Below are 24,281 nucleotides of genomic sequence, written 5' to 3'. Positions count from 1 at the left end.
TAACGCGGACGGCGTGCGGGACGTCACCGTGACGGGATGTCGTGGCGGGTGACGGCGACGGCAGGAAGCTCCGCGTGTGGCTCGAGGACCATCCGGCGGGACCCGCAGGAGGCGCACCGGAGGTAGCGGAGGCGGCCCTCCGAGGTGGTGTGCGCCGACTCGGTCGTCCAGGTGTGCGGGTGTTCATCGGACAGCTCGGTGGTCGGAGCGGACGGCTGTGGTGGTGCTTCGAGGATGGTCATGCACCAACCATGATGTAATGGCGTTATGCATCTCAACCCTTACGGATCCTACGCGGTCCTGCTCGCCGCGTCACTCGCGAACGCCTGGCCCGACGACCGGGACGGCATCGTCGATCGCACCCGCGAGCACGGGATGACGATGCCGTTCACCGAGGCGGTCGACGACCATCGGCGGGTGCGCGCCGTCGTCGACGAGTGGCTGACGGTCGTGGACGCGACGGACGACCAGGCCAGGGCGGCGGCGCTCAACCGACAGATGGCCTCAGCGGCCGCGTTCCCGCGGCTGACCGACCATGACGGCGAAGGCTGGCACCTCCACTACCGCGACGAGCATCAGACCCTGCCGGCGGTGCTCGCCGCCGTGATCAGCGTCGGGACGGCCCTGCACCTCACGACCCGGGGCATGCAGCGTCTCAGCCGCTGTGCCGCCGGGTCGGAACCGGGCGACACCTGTCGGAACGTCGTCGTCGATGTCACCCGCAACGGTCGGCAGCGATACTGCTCGGTGCGCTGCGCCAACCGGTCAGGCGTGCGTCGGCACCGGGCGCGCGCAGGAGGCTCAGCCCGCTGAACGGGGGTCTGGCAGCAGGAACCAGACGCTCGCTCCCCCGAGCCCGGACTCGTCGATCTCGATCCGGCCACCGTGCGCCTCGACGATCCGCCGACAGGTCGAGAGGCCGATGCCGAGGCCGGCGACCTCGCTCCCCGCCGCACGTTCCATGAGATCGAAGACGCGTTCGCGCTGCTCCGGGGCGACACCGGGACCGTTGTCCTCGACCGCGACCAGCACCCCGGCGGAGACCCGTTCGGCCTGCACGAGCACATGCGGGACGGCCCCGTCCGCCGCACTGAACTTCACCGCGTTGGCGATCAGGTTCTGCAGCAGCGCGCGCAGCAGCGTCTCGTCGCCGTGCACCGGCAGCGGCGTGTCGACGACGACGGTCGCACCGGTCGCGACGATGACCGCATCGAGGTCTTCGATCACCGAGGAGACGAGCGGCTCGAGGTCGATCGTCTCGCGCCGCGGACGGGCGCCACCGATCCGGGCGAAGTCCAGGAGGTCCGTGATCATCACGGCCATCCGGTCGGCGGCGGACTCGGCCCTGGCGAGCGCCTGCGCCGCGTGCGGTGCGTTCGCCATCTCAGGACTGTCGGTCGCGAGTTCGAGGAACCCCGAGACCGCCATGAGCGGGTTGCGCAGGTCGTGGCTCACCTGTCCGGCGAACTGCGCGAGCTGCTCGTTCGACTGGCCGAGTTCGTGTGTGAGGCGGAGCAGCTCGAGGACGTCGACGACCTGCCGGGCGAGCAGGTCCAGCGCCCGGCCGTGCTCCGGGGCGAGCTCGCGCACCCGGTCGTCGAAGATGCACAGGGTCCCGATGGGCACCCCGTCCGGCGTGACGAGCGGACTCGAGGCGTAGAAGCGGACGTTCGCGACCTCGCCGGTGACGAAGGGGTTCGACGCGAACCGCTCGTCCTCGCGGGCGTCGGGGACCATCGTCCGCGCCTGCTGCTGGAACACGACCGCGCACATCGAGTCCTCACGTGAGCAGCTCGCGGGCTCGAGCCCCACCGCGGCGACCTGGTGCTGGAAGCGGTCGTCGATGATGTTGATGACCGCCGTCGGCACGTCGCACATCGTCGCCGCCAATTGGACCAGGCTCTGCAGATCGGTCTCGGGCGGGCGGCCGACGATGTGGTACTCGGCGATCGCGGCACGCCTCGTGATGTCCTCTGCGGTGATCACGCGTGCCCTCTCGTCGTCGGAACCCGGAACGACCCAATGCTACCCATTCAGGGGACACGCAACCCCCCAAGCGTCGTTGATCTCTCGCGGTGTCGGCCAGGCCGACGACGCGCGGGTCAGCCCAGCTGGAGGCGTCGCCAGGCGAGTTCCGCGAGCACCGTGGCCTGGAGGTCCAGGACGCTGTCGTCGAAGACGGCCCGCTCCGAGTGGAGCGCTGGAGACCCACCCTCTGGTGCCGCGCCGACGAAGACGAGCGTCCCGGGGACCTCGTCGAGCACGTAGGCGAAGTCCTCGGACGCCATCGACGGGGCCTCCTGCCGGACGACCCGGACGGGCCCGACGAGCGCGTCGAGGGTACCGAGCACGAACCGCGTCTCGGCGGGGTCGTTGACGGTGACCGGGTAGGACTCGATGAACGTCGACTCCAGGGTGCAGCCGTGCGCTTCTGCGATGGCCCGCAGGAGCTCGGGCAACTGCTCGCGGACGGTCGCGAGCGTCGCCTTCGACAGCGTGCGGATGTTCGCCTCGAGGCTGACCGCCGAGGCCAGGACATTGCTCGCCTCAGAGTCACTGGCGAGGCGGGTGATCGAGATGACGGCCTGATCGGTGGCCGGCAATCGACGGGCCGCGAAGGTCTGCACGGCCAGGATCAGGTGCGCGGCCACCGGCACCGGGTCGACGGCGAGATGGGGGAACGCCGCGTGACCGCCCGTCCCCCGGACGGTGACGCGCAGCGCGTTGGCGCTCGCCATCATCGCGCCCTCCCGGGTGACGAGGTCGCCGCGGCGCGTGCTGGGGTCGACGTGGAGCGCGTAGGCGGCGACGGGTCGCTCCCCCGCGACGTCGAGGAGTCCTGCTTCGAGCATGACCCTGGCGCCCGCCTGCCCCTCCTCCCCGGGCTGGAACATGAACACCACGGTGCCGGCGAGCCGGTCGCGACGGGCCACGAGGAGACGGACCGCACCGAGGAGGCCGGTCATGTGCAGATCGTGACCGCAGGCGTGCATCGCCCCCGACGTCGCCGCGAACGGGAGCCCGGTCGCCTCGGTGACGGGCAGCCCGTCCATGTCGGCTCGGAGGAGGACGGTCGGCCCGGGGAGCTCGCCGCGCAGGACGGCGACCACGGAGGAGATGCCGTCCCCGGTCGTGATCTCGAGCCCGAGGTCGGCCAGCTCGCGCAGGATGATCTGCTGGGTCGCCGGCAGGTCCAGCCCGACCTCGACGGCCTGGTGCAGTTCGCGCCGGACGGCCACGAGCTCCTCGAGCAATGCGGTCGCGTCCTCCTGGAACGTCGTCATGTCCGGTCCTCCTCGTCCTCCGGCGGACGCCGGTACACCTGCTCACCGTCGATCCACGTCTCGGCGACCCGGACGGCGGCGATCTCGTCCGTGGGGACGCTGAAGACGTCGCGGTCGAGGACGGCGAAGCTGCCGTCGTATCCGGGAGCGATCCGGCCGACGCCCTCGAGCGGCGAGAGCAGCGCGGCCCGGCCGGTGTACAGCAGCAGCGCCTGTGCGACGCTGATCGCCTCGGCCGGGACGAAGTCGGCACCGTTGTAGGCCTGACGTCGGACCGCGGCCTCGACGCTGAGCATGACGTCGTCCGCGCCACTCCACGCGGTCGCGGGGCGGTCGGAGGAGAGCGCGAGCGGTTCGATCGTACGGTACAGCCGCGCGATCGGGTAGGCGTCCGGCACCTGTTCGGCGCGCAGGGCCAACTCGTACCCGTCGTACTCGGCGAAGAAGAAGACGGTGTGGGTGGCGATCCCGAACGTCATCCGCGCGGACCGGAGCCGCTCGGCGTAGGGCTCGCTGATGATGGTGGCGTGCTCGATCCGGACCGACGGGATCCCGTCGAGCCACGGTTCCTCATGTTCGAAGAGGCTCGCGACGCGGTCGAGGGCGCGGTCGCCCATGGCGTGGACGGCGAGCTGGACCCCGTTGCGGCGAGCCCAGGCGCCTGCAGCGAGGACGTCCTCGTCGTCGACGAGGCGGAGTCCGTGGTCGCAGGACTCCGGGTAGGGTTCGGCGACCCAGGCGGTGCGGTTCGAGTAGGCCCCGTCGAGGACGACCTTCACCCCGCCGATGCGGACCCGACCCTCGCGGTCATCCTCGGTCAGTTCGGCGAGCGGCGCGGACGGATCCCACCCCGGGTAGAGGGCGACACGGGTGCGCAGGCCATGGTCGGCAGCACTCCGGAAGGCGTCGAGCGGGTCGTGCAGCCGGTTCGACAGCAGGTCGCACACCGCCACGATCCCCCGGGACGCCAGTTCCTCACCGATCGCCACGAGGGAGGCGAGCTGTTCCTCGCGCTCCGGGACCGGGATGAACCGCGAGACGGCCTCGACCGCGGCGATCTCGGTGAGGACGCCGTTCGGCTCGCCGGCCGGTCCGCGCTCGAAGCGGGCCCCTGCCGGGTCGGGCGTCGTGGCCGTGATGCCCGCGAGCCGGAGCGCCGCGCTGTTGCAGACGGCGGAGTGGGCGTCGCAGCGCCAGACGAGGACGGGCCGCTCGGCGGACACGGCGTCGAGGTCCGCCGCCGTCGGCATGCGCCCCTCGGGGAACTTCGTGTCGTCGAAGCCGCGACCGAGGACCCAGGCGCTCGCGGAGCTCAGCGTCATCGCGTGCTCGCGGAGGCGCTCGACCAGGCCGGTGATCGACACCACGGACGGCGGGAAGCACTCGGCTGCCACGGCCGTGGCGGCGATGAGCGCCGGATGGGTGTGGCTGTCGATGAGGCCGGGCAGGACCGTCCGTCCGCCGAGGTCGACGGCGGGCTCGCCTGCGACGTCCGCCGCGTCGCCCACCCAGTCGAAGCGTCCGTCGACGATGCGGAACGCCGAGGCGAACCCCGTCTCGTCGGCGCCGGTGAAGACCCGCGCGTTGCTGAACAGCTGTGACCCGCGCATCAGATGGCCCTCCACGTGAACCGGCCGCCGAGCAGGGTCGCGGACACCGGCATCGACCGCAGCCGTTCGGCGTCGGCGCCCAGGGGGTCGACGTCACTGATCACGAGGTCGGCGGGTTGGCCGACCGCGATCGACGTCCGGACGCTCGCGGCAAGGGCGACGTCCATCGGGAGCCGTTGTTCGGGGTGCCAGGCGTCGCGGCCGTCGCGACTCCTGGTCGTCGCAGCGGCGATCGCCAGCCACGGGTCCAGCGGTGAGACCGGGGCGTCGGATCCGAGCCGGAGCCCGACACCGGCACGGTGCAGCGACCCGAAGGCGAAGGCACGACCCGTGCGGCCGTTCCAGTGGCGATCGGCGACGTCGCGGTCGTCCATCGCGTGCTCGGGCTGCACGCTCGCGATGAGTCCGAGCTCGGCGAACCGGGCGAAGTCGTGTTCGCGGACGAGCTGCGCGTGTTCGACGACGCCGCGCATCCCCAGCGCTTCGAAGGTGTCGAGGACCTCGGTGTTCGCACGGTCGCCGATGGCGTGCACGGCCGCCTCGATCCCGGCGCCCCTCGCACGCTCCAGCAGCCGGCGGAGTTCGTCGATCGAGACGCTCTCGACACCGCAAGCGTGCGGGCTCGACGGGTCGACGCCCGGGTACGGGTCCCAGCACCAGGCGGTGCGCGTGTTGAGGGAACCGTCGACGACGACCTTCAGGCGGCCCATGGTGAGGAGACCGGCCGGGTCGATCGGGTCCCCGGTCCGGAGACCGGCCGCGATGACGGATTCGAGGCGGTCCGGCCAGGCGGCGGCCTCGATGCGCAGGCTCGTCGCCCCGCCGGCGATGCGTTCGGACCACTCGCCGAGGTTGTCGGTGTTCTCGAATTCGACGACCCCGACGACGCCGCGTCGGGCCGCGGCCTCGGCGGCGTCCCGATAGGCGTGGACGGCGAGCCCGGAGTGCTGGTCGATCCGTTGCAGGGCGTCGATCCACGGTGCCTCGGCGACGATACCGCTCGCATCGAGGTCCAGGCCGAGCCGGTGTGCGGCCCGGGTGTTCATCCACGCGCAGTGCAGGTCACCGCTGACGAGGATCACGGGGAGGTCCGACTCGGTGGCCTCCAACGCGGCGAGTGTCGCCGGCTGCGTCCACAGACCGTCGCGGAAGCCGTACCCCATGAGGAACCCGTCGGTGAGCGGTGCGCCGGTGTCGACCGCGCGACGGACGGCTGCCAGGACGTCGGCGGCGCTCGCGGTGTCCGTCAGGTCGATCCGGCGCCGCTGGATCACCCACTGGGTCATGTGGACGTGGGCGTCCCACAGGCCCGGCCCGATGCTGCGACCGGCGACGTCGACGACCTCACCGGCCGATTCGAGGGTTCCGGGCGCTCCGACCGCGGCGATGCGACCGTCGCGGATCACGAGGTCGACGGGCTCCTGGCCGTACGGCCGCGCGTTCAGCAGCGTCAGTGCGGCGTCCGTCACGATGCCGTGACCCCGCGGTCGGTGGCCCCCGCGGTGGCCCCGGTGTCGATGCCGTGGATCGCGCCCATCCGTGCCGCCAGCGCCGGGTTCCGATACGGTCCTGGCTCGCCGAGGGCCGCGATCACCCGCTCCACGACCTCGGCCGGCTTGTCCTGACTCATCTTCTCCTTGGCCTCGAACCGGGTGACACGCATGCGGAAGCCGACGGTACCGTGGACGATCCGGGCCGCGTACTCGCTGTTCGCGATCGTCCCGTTCATCAGGTACGGCTCGGGCAGGACCCGCTCGAAGTGGGCCACGAGGCGGTCGAGCACCCGCAGGTTCTCCTCGTCGGACAGCAGCTCGGGCACGCCGTGGAGATGGGCGACCGCGAAGTTCCAGGTGGGCACCGCCGGCGTCGTGTCGTACCAACTCGGCGACACGTACCCCTGCGGACCGGAGACGATCACCATCGCCTCATGCTGTCCGAGCTCGTGCAACCGCTCGTCCGGACGCCCGACGTGACTGAGGAGGACGATCCCGTCCTCATCCTCGTCGAGGAGCATCGGGTAGTGCGAGGAGACGAGACCCCGACCCGGCACGTGGCTGACCACCGTGGCCCAGGGGTGTTCACGCACCAGGGCGCGCACCGCCTCGACGTCGTCGAGCACGTACTCGTCGGTGTGCCTCATCTGCTGCCTCCAGGGGCGTTCGGGGTGTCGACCGCTGACGCTGCGGCCGCGAAGGCCGTCGCCACGTTCGACGGGGCTCCGACGCCCCGGACACGCGACAACCACGCGGTCGTCGCGGCGAGGGCCTCGAGGTCGAGACCGGTCTCGATGCCGAGACCGTGGAGCATCCACACGAGGTCCTCCGTGGCGAGGTTACCGGTGGCGCCCTTCGCGTACGGACACCGACCCAGCCCACCGACGGACGAGTCGAACTCCGCGACCCCGAGGGAGAGCGCCGCGTACACGTTCGCGAGTCCCTGACCGTAGGTGTCGTGGAGATGCAGGGCGACCGCGTCCACCGGGATCCCGGCGTCGAGCACGTCCCGGACCATCCGCGTCGTGAGCCCCGGCGTCCCCACACCGATCGTGTCGCTGATGGCGACCGTCGTACAACCGGCACCGTGCAGACGCACGACCGCGTCGACGACCGTCGCCGGATCCACGGCACCCTCCCACGGATCACCGAACGCCATCGACACGTAGCCACGCACCGGGACGTCGGCGGCGGTCGCCGCTGCGACGACCTCCTCCGCCCGATCGATGGCACCCTCGCGGGAGGTGTTGAGGTTCGCCCGCGCGAAGGACTCCGAGGCGCTGACGACCACCGACACCTCACGGATCCCGGCATCGAGCGCACGATGCAGGCCTCGCAGATTCGGAACGAGGGCGACGGCGCGGCCCCCGGGCGGCACCTCGAGCCCCGCGACCAGTCGTTCCGCATCCGCGAACTGCGGGATCCACGTGGCCGGCACGAAACTCGTCACCTCGACGTCGCGCGACCCCGCGTCGTACAGGCGCCGACACAGCTCAGCCTTCACCGCGGTGGGCAGGATGTCCGTCTCGGCCTGCAACCCGTCACGCGGCGCCACCTCGTACACGCGCACACGCGTCGGCAGCCCGTCGACCGGCTCCACCCGTGGCCGCGGGAGCCCGCTCATACGGTTCCGGCCCGGAGCTCGTCGAGGACCTCGCGCGCGTACTCGACCCGGATCCGACGGTCGGCGACGATCCTCGCCGCCACCGCTCCGATCTCGTCCACCGTCGCACCGGCGCTCGCCGCGATCGTCCTCGCGTGCAGGGTCATGTGTCCGCGCTGGATACCCTCGGCGGCGAGCGCCCGACAGGCGGCCAGGTTCTGCGCGAGGCCGACGGAGGCGATGACGGCCGCCAGTTCCCGGGCCGTCTCCACGCCGAGGAGGGTGACGCCCGCCTGCGCGGTCGGGTGCGCCTTCGTGGCTCCCCCGACGAGCCCGACGGCCAGCGGGACCTCGATCGTGCCGACGAGGTTCCCGTCGGCGTCCTGTTCGAACTGCGACAGCGCCGAGTACCGGCCGGATCGCGCGGCGTGGGAGTGGCATCCCGCTTCGACCGCGCGGGTGTCGTTGCCGGTGGCGAGGACGACGGCGGTGATGCCGTTCATGATGCCTTTGTTGTGCGTGGCCGCCCGGTACGGGTCGGCTTCGGCGAAGGCGCTCGCGGCGACGATGTCGGCGACCACCTGTGGGCCGCCGAGGAGTTCGGCGTCGAACACGGCCCGGGCACGGGTGATGCGCTGGTCGGCCTTGTTCGTGAGGATCCGCAGGAGGGTGCGCGAGCCGGCGATCTCGGCGAGACGCGGTGCGATCGCCTCCGCCATGGTGTTGACGGCGTTCGCGCCCATGGCGTCACGGACGTCGACGTGGAGGTGGACGATGACCTGTGTGCCCACCCGCGTCGGCAGGACCCGGACCTCGATGTCCCTGGCACCCCCACCGAAGGAGACGAGGATCGGGTCCAACTCGTTCGCGAGGGCGAGGAGTTCCTCGCGCGCCTCCAGGACCCGGAGTCGTGCGGCGTGCGGGTCGACCGCGTCGAGGATCTGGATCTGCGCGATCATCACGTCGCCCGACGAGGAGGTACGGAACCCGCCGTGCACCCGTGCGATCCGGGCCGCGTTGGAGGCTGCGGCGACGACGCTCGGTTCCTCCGTCGCCATGGGGACGAGGCGGTCCTCGCCGTCGACGGTGAAGTTGGTGGCGACGCCCACCGGGATGGCGATGACGCCGACGACGTTCTCGACCAGGTGGTCCGCCTGGGCGATCGACAGCCCGGCGTCGGGATGCAGGGCGGCGAGCGCCTCGGCCGGCACGCCGGCACCCTGGGCGACGAGCTCGAGTCGCTCGTCGGTGGTGTGGTCGCGCAGCCCTTGGATTCGGCTGTTTCTCGGCATGGCTCGCCCTTCGGTACAGGCAGACACCGGGTCCTCGGCGCTGCGGTCATGATGACCCTACGAGCGGCGATCATCGGCGGCGATGGGCGGATGACTCAGTGGATCGGCGATCGTGTGGGTGGATGACACACGCCGCTCGATGGACGATCACCTTAGACTCCTGAGGGACCAGTCAGGAGACCCGATGCGAGAGCCTGCCGACGCGCGAACGGCCACCGGTTTCGATCACACCGATGCCGATCCCCAGCAGGAGTTGATCCGGCTGCGACGCCGTGAACACGAGCTGTCGGCCCTGTTCTCGAGCGCCCGCGAACTCGCCGAGCTGCGCGACAGCGATGCCGTGCTCGCGCGGCTCGTCCAGCGCGCGCACGAGATGATGGGTGTGGATCTGGCCTACCTGTCCGAGTTCGATCCGGTCACCCACGAGTTGCGGGTCCGTGAGACGAGCGGCTCCGTCAGCGCCTCGTTCCAGACGCTCCGCGTGCCGCCGGGTCGTGGGCTCGCGAGCGTCGTCGTCGAATCACGGACGGCGCAGTGGGTCGCCGAGTACTCCGACTACACGACCGATCGACACGAACGCGGGATCGACGACGCGGTCGCCGCGGAAGGGCTCGTGTCGCTGCTCGGCGTCCCCATGCTCACGAGCGACGACGTGCTCGGCGTGCTGTTCGTGGGCAACCGCGAGCGGAAGGACTTCTCCGCCGAGGAGGTCGCCCTCCTCTCGGCGCTCGCCGACCACGCCTCGGTGATCCTGCAGACGACGCAGACCCTGCGCGATCTGCAGGACTCGGAGGACGCCAGCCGACGGACGCTCGCCGACCTCACGGCGCACCTCGTCGAGCGCGACCGGGCGAACACCGTCCACCAGGAACTGGTGCAGGCGGTCCTCGCCGGGGGCGGGTTCGCGCCGGTCGCGGAGACGCTCGCCACCGCACTCGGCCGGGCCGTCGCCGTGACGGACGCGCAGGACCGCGTCATCGCCGCCGCCGGGCTGCCCCTCTCGGCCGGCATGCTCGACCTCGACGACGACGCCCGAGCGGCCATCGCCGAGAGCCGGCGTTCCGGGCACTGCGTCACGGTCGCGAGTGGTGGTGTCGGGGCGATCGCCGCCCTGTCGGCCGGGACGCGGCACTTCGGTGCGCTGATCCTCGGCGACGGGGCGTTCGAGCTCGGTGCCGTCGACATCCGCACCGTCGAACGCGCCGCCCAGGTCGCAGCGCTCCTGGAACTGCAGCAGGAGGCCGCGTCCGGCGCCGACCACCGGATCCGCAGCGAACTCATCGCCGATCTCCTGGACGACGTGCCCGAACGACGGACCGACGTCGAGCGACGTGCGCGTCGCCTGGGGATAGACCTGCAGGCGCTCGACTCCCTGCTGCTGCTCGCGGTCCCGGGCGATCAGCAGACCGCGGCCGCCCGCGCGCTCAGCCGCCAACTGGACGACCACGCCCTCGTGGGCGAATACCGCGGGTACGTCGTCGCGGCGCACGCCTCCGACCGTCGGCCCCTCGACGCCGAGGCGCTCCGCCGGCACATCGCGTCGGGCCTCCAGCACCCGGTGGTGGCCGTCGTCCCGCGGACAGCCCCCGGTGCCCTCGCCTCCTCGTTCACGACCGCGATGCGCACCGCCAGGCTCATCGCGGCGCTCGAACTGACGGACCTCACCGCGTCGACCGACGACTTCCTCCCGTACTCGGCGATCTTCGACACCGATGCGCGTGCGCTGGCGGACTTCCTCCGCGACACCATCGGACTCGTCCGGCGGTACGACGCAGAGCGGAACGCCGACCTGCTCGGCACCCTGCGCGCGTTCGTCCGGAACAACGCGAGCCCCACCCGGACCGCGCGGGCCCTCAACTTCCACACGAACACGATCCTGCAGCGGCTCGACCGCCTCGACCAGGTGCTCGGCGCCTCGTGGCGCGAGGACGAGCGCATGTTCCGGCTCGGTATCGCGGTCCGCCTCGACGAGCTCCGGGAGCAGTTGCAGGCCGGACGGTAGCCGAGGTCGCCGGTTCAGCGATCCGCATCCGTGGGGAAGGCCTCCTCGCCGGATTGCGGGAACGGGTTCCCCGTCGGCGGGCCGAAGACGAGGATCATCTCGGCGACGGCGTCGGACTCGTTGCGGACCCCGTGGACGAGCCCGGCCGGCGCGTAGAACGCGTCGCCTGATCGCAACAGCCTCCGATGCTCGCCCGAGGTCACGACGAGCTCACCGGCGGTGACGACGTACAGTTCGTCGGAGCTGTTCGGCGAACAGCTCGCGTCGTCACCCTCCAGGTGGAGATGCTCACCCTCGGCCGCTCCCGGTTCGAGGCGGTACCGCATGACCGACGACGGCAGGGCCGTGGTCTGCTGGAAGTACCACTCCAGATCGATCCGGCCGGGACCCTCGTACAGCGCCACCTCATGGGCGTTGTCGCCGAGTCGTTGCACGCGCATCGGGTTCCTCCTGCTGGTCGTCGATCGGTGGTGGGGTCAGGTCCGGTAGAGGACGGGCATCGACTCGAGGAGTTCCCGCGTGTAGGCGTCCTGCGGCCTCGTCATGACCTGCTCCCCCGTGCCCTCCTCGACGACGCGGCCGTTCCGCATGACCGCCACCCGGTGCGCCACGTGGTGGACGACCGCGAGGTTGTGGGTGATGAACAGGTAGGTGACGCCCGTCTCCTCCTGGAGTCGGACGAGCAGGTTGAGCACCTGGGCCTGGACGGACACGTCGAGGGCGGAGGTCGGCTCGTCCAGGACGACGAACTCCGGCTTCGCCGCCATGGCCCGAGCGATCGCGATGCGTTGCCGTTGTCCGCCGGAGAACTCGTGCGGGAACCGACCGGCGGCGTCCCCGGGCAGTCCGACCTGATGGAGCGACTCGACGACCCGTGCCCGACGCCCGGCCGCACCCATGCCCGCCGCCACGAGCGGTTCGGCGATGGACCGTGCCACGGTGAACCGAGGGTCGAGGGAGTCGTTGGGGTCCTGGAACACCATCTGCACCCGTCGACGGTGCGTGCGCAACGCGGACCCGCGGAGCCGCGACACGTCCTCGCCGTCGAACTCGACACGGCCAGAACTCGGGCGGCGCATGAGCAGGATCGCGCGAGCGAGCGTGCTCTTCCCGGAACCGGACTCGCCGACGAGGCCGAGGGTCTCGCCGCGACGCACCTCGAGGGACACGTCGTCGAGAGCGAGCGTGGCGTGCTCGCCGTGGCCGAACCGCTGCGTGACGCCGTCGACGCGGAGCAGGGTGTCGTTCATCGGACCTCCTCCAGGACCGCCGGGGCGTCGGCGAAGTCGTTGTCGGCGGGGATGACCGCCAGTGGTGACCGGACCGGAACCGACGGCCGCGGGATGCTCTCGAGCAGCGCCTTCGTGTACGGATGCTGCGGGTCCGCGAGGACCCGTTCGGCGCGGCCGGTCTCGACGATCCGACCGCGGTACATGACGGCGACCCGTTCGCAGAGCTGTCCGACGACCCCGAGATCGTGGCTGATGAAGAGCACGCCCATCCCCGTCTCGTCGCGCAGGGTCCGGAGCAGCTCGAGGATCTGCGCCTGCACCGTCACGTCGAGGGCGGTCGTCGGCTCGTCGGCGACGAGCAGGGTCGGTCCGGCGGCCACCGCGATGGCGATCACGACTCGCTGGCGTTGGCCGCCGGACAGTTGGTGGGGGTAGTAGCCGAGCCGACGTTCCGCGTCGGGCATCCGGACGAGGTGGAGGATCTCCAACGCCCGTGCCCTGGCCGTCCGCTTGTCGGCGACGCCGTGGATCCGGAGGACCTCGGCGATCTGCGCCCCGATCCGCATACACGGGTTGAGGGCCGACATCGGCTCCTGGAACACCATCGAGGCACGCGCGCCGCGAAGCCTGGACCAGTCGCGTTCCGTGGCGCCCTGCATGCCGGTCCCGGCGACGTCGAGGCGGGACGCGGTGACCGTCGCCGAGTCCGGCAGCAGCCCCATCATCGCGAGCGCGATGCTGGACTTGCCACTCCCGGACTCGCCGATCACCCCGACGATCTCCCCCGGGCCGACCCGCAGGGACACGTCCTGCACCGATGGCGCAGCGCCGCCGTAGGCGATGCTCAGCCCCTCCACGTGGAGGGCGTCGACATCTCGATCCATGAGTCAGACCAGCTTTCGCTCGGGTGGTGCGGGAGGGATGAAGCGGCGGACGACGGCGCTACTGGCTCAGCCAGGCCTCGTCGAGCCGGTACCGGGAGTAGTACGCGTCGCTCTGGTAGTCGTGCAGCTTCGCGCTGTCCCAGACCTCGAAGTAGACGGGGACCGCGACCGGCACGATCTCCAACACCTGCTCGGCCGCCTCTTCCGCCAGCTGGTCGACGAGCTTCGCGTACTCCGCCGGATCCGAGGCGCTCTTCGCCTGCTGGAACAGCTCTCGTGCGGCGTCCGCCTCGGGGTTGCCCTCCCAGTGGTTGTACACGCCGCCGTCGACGAGCACGGGGTCGTAGTAGAACAGCGACGCGGCGCGGGGGCTGCCCGGGATGGCGACGAGGTCCGTCCAGCTCTCGCCGGTCGTGAAGACCGGAGCGATCTCCGACAGCGGCTTCGCGTCGAGCTTCAGGGTGATCCCCGCTTCGGCGAGCTGCTGCTGCATCATCTCGTAGACGGGGTGGTGCGACTGCGCGATGTCGCCCATGTAGCTGAGCGTGATGGTCGGGTTCGGCTGGCCGGCGTCGGCGAGGAGCTGCTTCGCCTGGTCGACGTCGCGCTCGTAGTAGGGCAGGCCTGACGGGTCGAGGGCACCGGGGTCACCGGCCGGGGGCACGAACGAGAGCGCGGCGTAGCCGAGCATCGCCGTGTCGACGAGCGCCTGTCGGTCGAGGGACAGCGCGACGGCCCGTCGGACGTCGATGTCGGCGAGCGGTCCGGTCTCCGGGTTGATGTAGATGGCGAGGTTCTGACGGTAGGAGGCCTCACCGAGGGTGAAGCCCGCCTGGACGGCCTGATCGGCGAGGCTGCCGTCGATGAAGTACGCGGCCTGGATGCTCCCCTGCTGCAGCGCGGCGAGGCGCGCGGACTCGTCGGGGATGAAGTCGAAGACGATCTCGTCCAGGTACGGCTTCGTGTCCTGCCAGGCGTTCTCGTTCTTCTCCATCGTGACGCTGACACCGTCGCTCCAGTCGGTCACCTGGAACGCGCCGGTCCCGAAGGTCGTCCGCTGCCGCTCGTCGGGCGTCGCAGCCCCGTACCCCTCCTCGCTCACGATGAAGAACGTCTGGCGGGCGGACACGGCGTCCAGGAACGTGCCGTCCGGTGCGCTGAACCGGAACGTGACCTGGGTGTCACCGGTCTTCTCGATGCTCGAGACGTTCGCGAGGTACGTGCTCGCGGAGGTGGTCGCCTCCTTCATCAGGTTGAAGGAGTACACGACGTCGTCGGCGCTGAACGCACTGCCGTCGGCGAAGGTGACGTCGTCGCGCAGCTCGAACACCCAGGTGAGCTCGTCCGGCTGGGACCACTCGGTGGCGAGGGCGGGGACGACCTCACCGTCGTCGTCCTTCGCGAGGAGCGTGTCGTAGGCGACCGCGTTGATGACCTCGGCGGCGATCGCACTGGCGGCCATCGGGTCGAGACCGCCCGCGGACGGTTCGGCCGGGACGCCCCAGTGGAGGGTGCCGCCGGCGACGGGGTCGCCGCCCGTGTCGCCGGCGGGACCGGCCGGCGCACAGCCGCTGAGCGCGAGGGACGCCGCCACGATGGCGACCGTCCCCACGAGGATGCGAGTCTTCATTGCTGCCTCTTCTCTGGAGCGTCGTCCGTGGACGCCGCGTCGATGGTGGTGCTGGATGACGTACCGTGCTGTGCTGCCGCGGCTGCCCGTCGCCGACGTGGGCGACCGAGCGAGAAGGCGGGTTCCCGTCTCGGCGCGAAGTAGTCCTGCAGCCCGTCGGCGAGGAGGTTCCACGCCGCCGACAGCAGGATGATCACGAGGGAGGGGAGGATGATCAGCAGCGGCTGCACCTGCATGAACCGCGTGAACTCGCTGATCATGCGACCAGCCGATGGCTCGGGGGCCTGCACGCCCTGCCCGAGGTAGCTGAGGGCGGCCTCGATGAGGACCACCTGCGAGGCGACGGAGGCGAACTGCACGAACAGCGGCGTCAGCACGTTGGGCAGCAGGTGTTCCGCGATCACCCGGTGTCCGCGCACGCCGCTCAGCGTGGCCGCGAGGACGAAGTCCCGTTCGCGCAGGGCGATGACCGGGGCCCGCATGACACGGGCGAAGCCCGGAGCGAAGACGAGCCCCAGCGCGATGATGAGCGGCCAGGGCCCGGTGCCGATGACGACCCCGACCACGAGGGCGACGAGGATCGCCGGCAGGGCGAGCGCCGCGTCCACGATCCGCATGATGATCGCGTCGACCCAGCCGCCGAGGTACCCGGCCACGAGCCCGAGGGCCGTCCCGATGACGGCACCGAGCAGCGCGGCGGCCCCCGAGATGAGCAGACTGGTCCGCGCGGCGAGCGCCAGCCGGGTGAGGTTGTCGCGGCCGAGGTTGTCGGTGCCGAGGAGGTGGTCGAGGCTCGGCCCGGCAAGTGCCGGTCCGGACGCCGCGAACGGGTCGTGTGGCGGCGCGAGGGTCATCCAGGCGGCGAGCAGGAGGATGCCGACGAGGATGATGGATCCGCTCCAGAAGGCGGGGCCGAACCGGTTGCGGCGTCGGCGTCTGCCGGCGACCGTTGCGAGCGCGATGGCGCGGGTGACCGTCATGACGTGTGGACCCTCACTCGTGGGTCGATCAGCGGGTAGATGAGATCGACGATGAAGTTGATGAGCACGTAGACCGCGCCGATGAGCAGGACGGTCGCCTGGATGATCGGGTAGTCCGATGAGCGGATGCCGGTGAGGAGGAGCGAGCCCATCCCCGGGAGCGCGAACACGGTCTCGATGACGACCGTCCCGCCGACGAGCGCGGCGAGCTCGATCCCGATGACGGTCGTGACGGGGATGAGCGCGTTGCGCAGCGCATGTCGGCCGACCAGTCGGGACGGCGACGCCCCCTTGGCCCTGGCGGTCCGGACGAAGTCCTGGCCGAGCGTGTCGAGCAGGGTGCCCCGGGTGTACCGGGCGACGATCGCCGCGAGGACGAGTCCGATGAGGAGCGCCGGCAGGATGAGCACGCCGATCAGTCGCAACGGATCACCGCTCGCTCCGGCGGTGCCGACGAGCGGGAGGCGCAGGGTGAGCGAGTTCACGAGGATGAGGACGGTGCCGAGCACGAACGGCGGGGTCGCGAGGAGCACGAAGGACAGCCCGCGGACGGTGTTGTCCGGTGCCCGACGCCACCGGGTCGCGGCGAGCACCCCGGCCGGGATGCCGAGCACCGTCCCGAACAGCGTCGCCATGACGGCGAGGGTGAGGCTGAGTGGGAGGCGCTGGGCGATGAGGTTGGAGACCTCGTTCGGGACGGTGATGGCCCGGCCGAAGTCCCCCTGCAGCACGCCGAGCAGCCAGACGAGGTACTGGGTCAACCAGGGCCGGTCGAGGCCGAGTTCGGTGCGGAGAGCGTCGAGCGCCGCGGGGTCGGGGTTCGAGGGGTCCGCGAACGCCGACAGCGGGTCGCCCGGGATGACCCGCACCATCGAGAACACGAGGACGGAGAGGACGAACAGGACGAACAGCGACGACAGGATCCGGGAGACGAGGTATCGCGCCATGGGGATCAGCTCGCGGAGGTCGGCATCGGTGAGACGCGGTCGGCGCTGCGCGCGTGCGACGGGCGGAAGCTCGAGACGTCGTCGCTCGTCTCACCGTCGAGGGCGAGCTCCGCGAGGATCCGGCCGAACGCGGGCGTGAACTTGAATCCGTGCCCGGCGGCGAGGGCGACGATGACGTCGGGATGTTCCTCGAGGGGCCCGAGGACGAAGTTCCGGTCGGGCGTGAGCGCGTACTGACAGGTCACGGTGCGGAGTTCCGGTCCGGACGCCGGCACGAGGTCCGCCATGAAGTCGGCAAGCTGTCCGGTGAGCTCCGGCGACGGCACGAAGGTGCGCTCGGCCGGCGACATACGGTTCTCCGAGACGTCACGGGCGGCCTTCACGGTCGGTTCGCCGAAGGTCGGGAACCCGTAGTAGCACTCCTCGTCCTCCCAGATCCACACCGGGAACCGCTCGCGGTCGAGCTGCTCGGCGTCGGCCGGGCGGAAGTAGGTGACCTGCTCCTGCATGACGTCGAGCGGGATCGCGGCGCCGAGGGGTTCGAGGAGCTCGTTCGCCCAGGCGTCGGCGGCGAGGACGACCTTGCCGGCGCGGACGGCGCCGGCCGAGGTCTGCACGACGACGCCCTGTCCGTCCGGGGTCAGCGCATCGACTCTGGTCCGGTCACGGATGTCGGCGCCGAGCGCCCGAGCTCGGAGCTGGAGCGTGGCCACGGTGCGGGCCGCATGGGCGATACCGGTGTCCGCGGTGTACACCGTCTCGACGTTCTCCGGGATCCGGAACTGCGGCCACCGCGCTTGCACTTCGGCGGGCGTCAGGAGTTCGTGCGGAACCCCGCACTCCTCGAGCGCCGCGGTGAAGTCCGAGGCGGAGTAGGGTCCGTCGACCGGGAGGAAGATGACGCCGCCGGTGATGGTGAGCAGCCGTTCGCCAGACTCCTGCTCCAAGTCCGCCCAGTCACGGTAGGCCGACTGCGCGAGTCGCACGTACTGGGGAGCGCCGTACGACGTCCGGACGATTCGCGAGGTGTCGTGCGATGCACCGCGGACGTGTCCGAGCTCGAACTGTTCGAAGGCGACGACCTTCGCGCCCCGCCTCGCGAGGTGGTAGGCGGCCGCACTGCCGAGGGCTCCCATGCCGACAACCGCGACGTCGAATGATTCCATCCGTGGTGCTCCCTCGTACTTGCCCGTTCGATTCAGGCAAGTGTGGTGGAGCGCGGAAGGGCGTCCTATGGATCCTCGACCCATGTTTGCGCGCTGACGATGTGTCGGAACGACCGGTCCACGGAGGCGAGCCGTCCCTGAGCCGCTCAGCGCGTCGGGTGGGCCTCACGCAGTGACCGCCGCAGGCGTTCGAGTCGGGCGGCCGCCTGCACCCGGAACCGGAACTCGCTGTCGTCCCAGTCGCCGACGAGGAGGGACCGGATGCGATCGAGCCGCTGCTGCACGGTGTTCGGGTGGATCCGAAGCCGTTTCGACACGGCGTGCCGGCTCTCACCGCAGTCGAAGTAGCAGGCCAGGGTGTCGAAGAGCGCGGTCCCACGGCGTTCGTCCCACCCGAGCACCGGTCCGAGGAGCTCCTCGACGAAGCGGATCACCGAGGTCGGTTCCCCGGAGGAGAGTGCGTGATACGGCGCGAGACCGGCGGAGGGGACCGTGGCCGCCTCGATGCCCAGCGGTCGCAGGAACCGCAGATCGGCGGCGGCACGCTCAACGGCCGGCCCGAGGTCCGCGCGTTCGAGCAGTCCGGTACAGACCACCGCGGTGAGCGCCGGCTCGTGCAGCCGGTCGGCCAGCAGCCGCCGGACCCGCTCGGTGGCCTCGATCGCATCGTCGACCGCCCAGGCGATGATCACCCGATGGTCGCGTCGGGCGACGACGCCGTCATCGCCGACGGCACCGGCGGCGACGAACGCCGCATCGGCGACGTCCCGCTCCAACACGTCGATCACGGCGCACGCCCCGAGCGTCAGCGCGAGCAGAGCGGGCTCGACGTCCGCGGACGGCTCCGAGGCACCGCCGTCCACGACGGCCAGGAGCCAGTGCGCACGACGCTCGGCGCGCAGGGCGACCACGGCGTCGCGTTTGAAGGAGACCAGTGCGGCGACCTGGGCGGCCCGTTCCAGGGTGCGTCGGACGACCCGGTCGGCGGGCCCGGGTCCGTCCTCCGAGAGGATGGACCCGAGCACCCGATCGGCGCCCACGATCGCGACGACGAGCCACACGCGGTCCCGCGCCTCGATCGACTCGGCATGACCGCTCACCTGGCTCCGGGCGACCGCGTCGCGGAGCACGGTCCGACTCGGCAGCTCCCCCGTGCCGTCGAGCAGTCGTGCCTGGTCGTCGAGCACCCACACCCGCCGACCGATCCGGCGCGACACGGTGGCGACGAGGTCCACGACGGTCCCGCCCGACATCGCCGCCGAGGTGAGCTCCTCGTGGATACCGCTCGCCAGCTCCGTGGCGGCGAGGTGTCGCTCCAATTCGCGATAAGCCTCCTCGGCGCGCACGACGGCCGCAGCGCGTTCGGCGAGCGCCCGTGCGGTGTGCAGGACCGCTGCGGCGTGGTCGGCGAACGCGGAGAGCAGGAGGACGTCGTCCGGGGTGTAGTCGTAGCCGAAGCGGTTGCACGCGAACAACGCACCGAGCACCTCGTCACCGACCGCGAGCGGGACGCCGAGGAACGACACGAGTCCTTCGGCCCGGACGGCGGCATCGATGCGGTCGTCGTGCCCGGCCTCGGTCATCGTCTCGTACCGTGCTACCCAGGCGGGTTCCCGCGTGCCGGCGACCAGGCTGGCGAGTCCCACCCCGGCGGGCACCGCGAGGTCCCGGAACCCCGGGGTCACCGTGCCGACGGAGTGTCGGACGCGGAGGTCGCCCCAGGTGTTCTCGACCTCGGAGAGGTACGTGACGTCGGTGCCCATGAGCTGATGGGCCCGTTCCACGAGACGGCCGAGGACCTCGTCGACGTCCTGGAGGCGGACCAGCTCACGAGCGGTGGAGAAGAGCGCCTCGAGCTCGCTCGCCCGACGGCGCTGCCGTGCACCCCGTAACTGTGCTTCGCGGACGGACTCGACCACGGCCTCGGCGTCGGCCCCGTCGAGTCCCGCCCGGCTGAGGAGGTCCTCGACGCCGGCGCCCGGGCGTCCCGGCTCCGCGCGGGAAGCGGCGAGGAGGTCGAGCGCGAACGTCGCGGTCGCCGAGGAGGGCTCGACGTCCGCGCGGACGTCGTCGGAAGCGGCCGGGGGACGCATGAGGCCTCCATGAGCGTGGGGCGGACCGCGTCCACCTCGAGCAGGGTGGCCTCAGTCTAGGACGCCCGTGACGGGAAGACCGGTGGCGTGCGCGCGGCGAACGCCGCCAGGCCGGCCCGTGCATCGTCGCTCGTGAACGCGGCCTGTCCGAGCACCGCCTCACGGTGGAAGGCTTCCTCCAGCGGCAACGCGGACAGCTCCCGCACCGCACGTTTGACCGTGGCGAGCGCGGTACCGCTCCGCGCGAGGAGCTCGTCCGCGAGGCGGTGCGCGGTGTCCGTCAGCTCGACGGCCGGGACCACCCGGTTGACGATGCCGTACCGGGCGGCCGTCGCAGCGTCGATCCGCCCGCCGCGCAGTATGAGGTCCACGGCGAAGGCGTACGGGATCTGGCGCACCAACCGGCTGAGGGTGCCTCCTGCAGGCACCACACCGATCCCCGTCTCGGGCAGCGCGAACGTCGCGTGGTCGGCGGCGACACGGATATCGGTGGACAGCAGGATCTCGAACCCGCCTCCGAGGCAGAGGCCGTTGACCGCCCCGATGACCGGTTTGTCGAGGGTGGTGTGCTTCTGGTGGGCGGCGTCCCACTCGCTGATGTCGAATCGCCCCTCGGCAAGCGCCGGGATCGACTCACCGAGGTCGGCGCCGACGCAGAACGCCCGCTCCCCCGCCCCCGTCAGGATCGCGACGCCGATCCGGGGATCGTCGCGGACCTCGACGAATGCCGCGCCGAGCTGGTCGTACATCGCGAGGGTCAGCGCGTTGAGCTTGTCCGGGCGATCGATGGTGATGACGGCCGTCGCTCCGGAACGGTCGAGGCGGACGCCGTCCATCAGATGGTCCCGGCGGAGCGGAGCTCATCGATGGCGGCTTGATCGTAGTCGAGCAGCTCCCGGAGGACCGCGGCCGTGTGGGCCCCGGTCGCCGGCGCCCGGCCGGTCGTCCGCGGTGGGGTCGCCTGGAGCTTGACGGGGGAACCGAACGTCCGGAGCGGGCCGAAGCCCGGGTAGGCGGTCTCGACGACCATGTCCCTGGCGACGATCTGCGGGTCGGCGACCACCTCGCCGATGTCCTTCACAGCACTCAGCGGAACGAGGTCGCCGGCGAGCGCTTCCAACTCCGCCTTGGTGCGATCCGCGAACCAGCGCTCGACGATCGGACGGACCGCCCGCTCGTAGACCTCCTCGTCGAACCGGTCGGCCATCGCCTGGAGGTCCGGATGGGCGTCGTACTCGTCCGGACCGCCGAACAACTCGCAGGAGAGCTTCCAGAACTTGTCGGTGTACCCGCCGAAGAAGACGAACCCGTCCCGGCAGGGGAACGCCTCGTACGGGCGCACGAACGGGTGGGCGTTCCCGAGCGGAGTCGGTACCGTGCCCTCGGTCGTGTATGCGACGACGGCGTTCTCGGTCAGGGTGAGCACCGAGTCCTGCTGCGAGATGTCGACGAGCTGCCCGTGCCCGGTGCTCTCCGCATGCCGGAGCGCCGCGAGGACGCCGATGGTGCCATAGAGACTGGCCGCGAGGTCGCCGATGATCGTGCCGACCCGTGTCGGTGGGCCGCCGGCCGGCCCGTTCATCGACCAGAGACCACCGGTCGCCTGGGCGCTGTTGTCGTAGGCCGGTCGACCACGGGACGGTCCGGTCTGGCCGTATCCGCTGAGCGCGGCGTAGACGAGGCGCGGGTTGATCTCGCGGAGCCGCTCGTACCCGAGTCCGAGTCGGTCCATCGTGCCCGGTCGGAAGTTCTCGACGAGGACGTCGGCCCTGGCCACCAGGTGTTCGAGGAGCGCGGCGCCGGACCGGTGCCGGAGGTTGGCCGTGACACCCAACTTGTTGCGGTTGTACTGTGCGAAGAACCCGCTGAGCGCCGGGTCCTCGACCGGCTGCCCGTCGGCGTCGTCCGCAGCCGGCAGCAACGGCGGGAAGGTGCGGGTGTAGTCGGGTTCGTCCGGGTGTTCGACCTTGATCACCGTGGCTCCGAGGTCCGCGAGGACCATCGAACAGTACGGGCCGGCGACGACCCGGGTCACGTCGACCACGACCACCCCGGCGAGCGAGCCGCGTTCCGTGTCGAACCCGCCGAGGTCGGCCAGCCGGACACGCAGATCCTCGTCGATCATCGGGTGCCACCCCACGTCGGGACGGTGGTCTGTGGTCGCCTGCGCATGTCACTCCGCTCTGCACCGCGGACCGGTCCCGCCGGTGCGTGGCGATCCTGTCACCGCGGACGAGGGCATCGACATGTCCTCCGGCACCACAACCGACGCCTGCGCGACGGTCGCGGCACATGCCGCGCGCCTACCGCCCGCGACGTCCGGAGAACAGCGCGTGGAGCAGCGGCAGGGCGGAGACCGACATGAAGACGGTGCCGAGCACGGCGTCGTCGATGCGGAGAACGGTGCCGGCGACGAGCAGTGCGGCGAACAGCACCGCCGAGACGACCCGGCCCGTCGTGCGGTCGAGTCGCGCGATCCGCTGCTCCAGCCGCGGGTTGGTGACGGCGACGGAGCCGTCTTCGACCCGCGTGATCATCGCATCGAGACGCTTCGGCAGTCGGGCCGCGACCGTCGCGATCTCGAGCGCCTCCCGGCCGAGGTCCTGGACGACGTTGCCGCGCTCGTCGCGCAGCAGCTGCGCCGCGTACGGCTCGACGGAGTCCCACAGGTTGAACTGGGGATCGAGCGAACTGCAGACGCCCGAGGTGAGCGAGATGGCACGGATGATGAGCAGGAAGTTCTCCGGCAGCTGGAACGGCAGCGCTCGCACGACCTCGCTGAACTGGTTGCCGAAGTCACGGAACTCCTTCGGGTCGACGTCGCGGAGCTCGGCGAAGCCCATGCCGCCGAACCGCCCGAAGAGGGCGGTCATCGCGCGCTCCAGCTCGGTCGTGTCCGCCGAGGGCAGGAGGACCCCGAGGTCGCGGATCGCGCCGACGAGTCCCTTGCCGTCGCGGGAGGCGGCGGCGATGAGGAGCTTCCGCAGGCCGCGCCGCGTCGTCGGCGGGACCTCGCCCATCATGCCGAAGTCGATGAACGTCAGTTTCCAGGAGCGCTCACCCGGGGCGGCGGCGATCGGCGTGACGAAGATGTTGCCCGGATGCGGGTCGGCGTGGAAGAACCCGTTGGTGAACAGCTGGTCGAACATGACCGCCGCGAACACCGGGGCCACCTCGACCGGATCGATCCCGGCGGCCAGGAGCGCCTCGGTGTCGGTGATCTTGATCGCGGTGACGTCCTCGAGCGTCAGCACGCGTTGCGAGGTCCGTTCCCACACGACGGCGGGGACGCCCACGCGGTCGTCACCGGCGAAGTCGGCGGCGAACCGCTCGGAGCTCGCTGCCTCGTGGAGGTAGTCGATCTCCTCCAGGCTTGTCGCGGCGAACTCCTCGACGAGCGCCGGCATGTCGACGCGGTCCGAGACGAGGCGGACGCGCCGGAGCCATCCGCCGACCTTCCGCAGCGCGGCAAGGTCGACGGCGACGATCCGGTCGATACCGGGACGCTGCACCTTGAGCACGACGGCGTCGAGGCCGGAATCCGCGGCGAGCGAGGGGACGAGATGCGCGCGGTGGGCCTGGCCGAGGGAGGCGGCGGCCACTGCCCGTTCGTCGATGGTGGCGAACACCTGCGACAGGGGCACACGGAGTTCCGACTCGGCGAGCGCGCGGATCTCCGGGAACGCGACCGGCGGCACTTCGTCCTGCAGGCCTTCGAGCTCCTTGGTGATCTCCGGCGGCAGGACGTCGAGCCGGGACGACATGAACTGCCCGACCTTGATCATGAGTCCGCCGAGATCGACGGCGAGCACGTGGAAGCGGCGGGCGAACCGCTGCATGCGGCGCGTACGGGTGCGCTCGGTCAGCTTGATGAGCCCGAAGCGCGGCAGCACGATCTCGAACCACCATGCGTTGGCTAGATGCCAACTCGCGAACCTGAGGATGCGGCGGTACCGCGCGCGCCCGTCGGCGGGCGGGCCGGTGTGGACACCGGCCCGCACGACGCCTGGGACGTCGCCGAAACGAGACGCTGAGTCGCTGGGCGTCCCGCCGGTCGACGACACC

The 24,281-nt window shown here is 71.0% G+C and carries 21 protein-coding genes; 2 read left to right on the top strand and 19 right to left on the bottom strand.

Features of this window, described 5'->3' with window-relative positions; all coding sequences use genetic code 11:
* Positions 1-23: 23 nt before the first annotated feature.
* The gene (locus QRN27_RS17810) at positions 24-242 is read right to left on the bottom strand and encodes a hypothetical protein (RefSeq protein WP_285043371.1); all 219 of its coding nucleotides are present in this window, start codon (positions 240-242) and stop codon (positions 24-26) included.
* A 25-nt stretch (positions 243-267) separates the two neighbouring features.
* Between QRN27_RS17810 and QRN27_RS17805 the strand changes: the two genes are divergently transcribed.
* Positions 268-813, top strand: coding sequence for a CGNR zinc finger domain-containing protein (locus QRN27_RS17805; RefSeq protein WP_285043369.1), 546 nt, complete (start codon positions 268-270; stop codon positions 811-813).
* Here QRN27_RS17805 and QRN27_RS17800 read toward each other — a convergent pair.
* The 7 genes from QRN27_RS17800 to QRN27_RS17770 form a co-directional block, all read right to left on the bottom strand.
* The gene (locus QRN27_RS17800; RefSeq protein WP_285043368.1) at positions 802-1,986 is read right to left on the bottom strand and encodes a sensor histidine kinase; all 1,185 of its coding nucleotides are present in this window, start codon (positions 1,984-1,986) and stop codon (positions 802-804) included. The two genes, QRN27_RS17805 and QRN27_RS17800, sit on opposite strands and share 12 nt — an antisense overlap.
* Positions 1,987-2,102: 116 nt before the next feature.
* Positions 2,103-3,284 carry a M20 metallopeptidase family protein gene (locus tag QRN27_RS17795; protein WP_285043367.1) on the bottom strand — a complete coding sequence of 394 codons (1,182 nt, stop codon included), beginning with the start codon at positions 3,282-3,284 and terminating at the stop codon, positions 2,103-2,105.
* Positions 3,281-4,894: an amidohydrolase gene (locus QRN27_RS17790; RefSeq protein ID WP_285043365.1), complete on the bottom strand. Its 1,614-nt coding sequence runs from the start codon at positions 4,892-4,894 to the stop codon at positions 3,281-3,283. The genes QRN27_RS17795 and QRN27_RS17790 overlap by 4 nt, the downstream gene beginning before the upstream one ends.
* Entirely contained in the window at positions 4,894-6,363 is a 1,470-nt protein-coding gene (locus tag QRN27_RS17785; RefSeq protein ID WP_285043363.1) for an amidohydrolase, read from the bottom strand. The genes QRN27_RS17790 and QRN27_RS17785 overlap by 1 nt, the downstream gene beginning before the upstream one ends.
* On the bottom strand, positions 6,360-7,034 hold the full coding sequence (locus QRN27_RS17780) for an FMN-binding negative transcriptional regulator (protein WP_285043362.1): 675 nt from the start codon (positions 7,032-7,034) through the stop codon (positions 6,360-6,362). Before QRN27_RS17780 ends, QRN27_RS17785 begins: the two co-directional genes overlap by 4 nt.
* Positions 7,031-8,011, bottom strand: a complete 981-nt coding sequence (locus QRN27_RS17775; protein ID WP_285043360.1) for a hydroxymethylglutaryl-CoA lyase — start codon at positions 8,009-8,011, stop codon at positions 7,031-7,033. Before QRN27_RS17775 ends, QRN27_RS17780 begins: the two co-directional genes overlap by 4 nt.
* Entirely contained in the window at positions 8,008-9,282 is a 1,275-nt protein-coding gene (locus QRN27_RS17770) for a hydroxymethylglutaryl-CoA reductase, degradative (protein ID WP_285043358.1), read from the bottom strand. Before QRN27_RS17770 ends, QRN27_RS17775 begins: the two co-directional genes overlap by 4 nt.
* 184 nt (positions 9,283-9,466) lie before the next feature.
* Between QRN27_RS17770 and QRN27_RS17765 the strand changes: the two genes are divergently transcribed.
* Complete coding sequence (locus tag QRN27_RS17765; protein ID WP_285043357.1) at positions 9,467-11,284, top strand: GAF domain-containing protein; 1,818 nt, start codon at positions 9,467-9,469, stop codon at positions 11,282-11,284.
* Positions 11,285-11,298: 14 nt separating this feature from the next.
* On the opposite strand, the gene QRN27_RS17760 is transcribed toward QRN27_RS17765, so the two are convergent.
* The 11 genes from QRN27_RS17760 to QRN27_RS17710 all read right to left on the bottom strand — a co-directional run bounded on the left by QRN27_RS17760 (position 11,299) and on the right by QRN27_RS17710 (position 24,217).
* Positions 11,299-11,724, bottom strand: coding sequence for a cupin domain-containing protein (locus QRN27_RS17760; protein ID WP_285043356.1), 426 nt, complete (start codon positions 11,722-11,724; stop codon positions 11,299-11,301).
* Between the two features lie 36 nt (positions 11,725-11,760).
* Positions 11,761-12,534: an ATP-binding cassette domain-containing protein gene (locus tag QRN27_RS17755; protein ID WP_056777198.1), complete on the bottom strand. Its 774-nt coding sequence runs from the start codon at positions 12,532-12,534 to the stop codon at positions 11,761-11,763.
* Positions 12,531-13,400 (bottom strand): ABC transporter ATP-binding protein, encoded by an 870-nt coding sequence (locus QRN27_RS17750; RefSeq protein WP_285043355.1) that lies wholly within the window; start codon positions 13,398-13,400, stop codon positions 12,531-12,533. The genes QRN27_RS17755 and QRN27_RS17750 overlap by 4 nt, the downstream gene beginning before the upstream one ends.
* Before the next feature lie 58 nt (positions 13,401-13,458).
* Positions 13,459-15,030, bottom strand: a complete 1,572-nt coding sequence (locus QRN27_RS17745; RefSeq protein WP_285043354.1) for an ABC transporter substrate-binding protein — start codon at positions 15,028-15,030, stop codon at positions 13,459-13,461.
* On the bottom strand, positions 15,027-16,010 hold the full coding sequence (locus QRN27_RS17740; RefSeq protein WP_056005226.1) for an ABC transporter permease: 984 nt from the start codon (positions 16,008-16,010) through the stop codon (positions 15,027-15,029). Before QRN27_RS17740 ends, QRN27_RS17745 begins: the two co-directional genes overlap by 4 nt.
* Positions 16,007-16,957, bottom strand: a complete 951-nt coding sequence (locus QRN27_RS17735; RefSeq protein ID WP_285043353.1) for an ABC transporter permease — start codon at positions 16,955-16,957, stop codon at positions 16,007-16,009. Before QRN27_RS17735 ends, QRN27_RS17740 begins: the two co-directional genes overlap by 4 nt.
* A 5-nt stretch (positions 16,958-16,962) precedes the next feature.
* Positions 16,963-18,123: an N-methyl-L-tryptophan oxidase gene (gene solA, locus QRN27_RS17730; RefSeq protein ID WP_285043352.1), complete on the bottom strand. Its 1,161-nt coding sequence runs from the start codon at positions 18,121-18,123 to the stop codon at positions 16,963-16,965.
* A 146-nt stretch (positions 18,124-18,269) separates the two neighbouring features.
* Complete coding sequence (locus QRN27_RS17725) at positions 18,270-20,216, bottom strand: helix-turn-helix domain-containing protein (protein ID WP_285043351.1); 1,947 nt, start codon at positions 20,214-20,216, stop codon at positions 18,270-18,272.
* A gap of 56 nt (positions 20,217-20,272) precedes the next feature.
* Positions 20,273-21,052, bottom strand: coding sequence for an enoyl-CoA hydratase/isomerase family protein (locus tag QRN27_RS17720; protein ID WP_285043350.1), 780 nt, complete (start codon positions 21,050-21,052; stop codon positions 20,273-20,275).
* The gene (locus QRN27_RS17715; protein WP_285043349.1) at positions 21,052-22,341 is read right to left on the bottom strand and encodes a CaiB/BaiF CoA transferase family protein; all 1,290 of its coding nucleotides are present in this window, start codon (positions 22,339-22,341) and stop codon (positions 21,052-21,054) included. Before QRN27_RS17715 ends, QRN27_RS17720 begins: the two co-directional genes overlap by 1 nt.
* 178 nt (positions 22,342-22,519) lie before the next feature.
* Positions 22,520-24,217 carry an ABC1 kinase family protein gene (locus tag QRN27_RS17710; RefSeq protein ID WP_285043393.1) on the bottom strand — a complete coding sequence of 566 codons (1,698 nt, stop codon included), beginning with the start codon at positions 24,215-24,217 and terminating at the stop codon, positions 22,520-22,522.
* Positions 24,218-24,281: the final 64 nt, after the last annotated feature.

This window comes from Plantibacter sp. LMC-P-059a, from assembly GCF_030209505.1.
Lineage (GTDB): Bacteria > Actinomycetota > Actinomycetes > Actinomycetales > Microbacteriaceae > Plantibacter.
The sequence above is the reverse complement of the archived record's forward strand: the minus strand, read 5'-3'. Positions and strand labels throughout refer to the sequence as shown.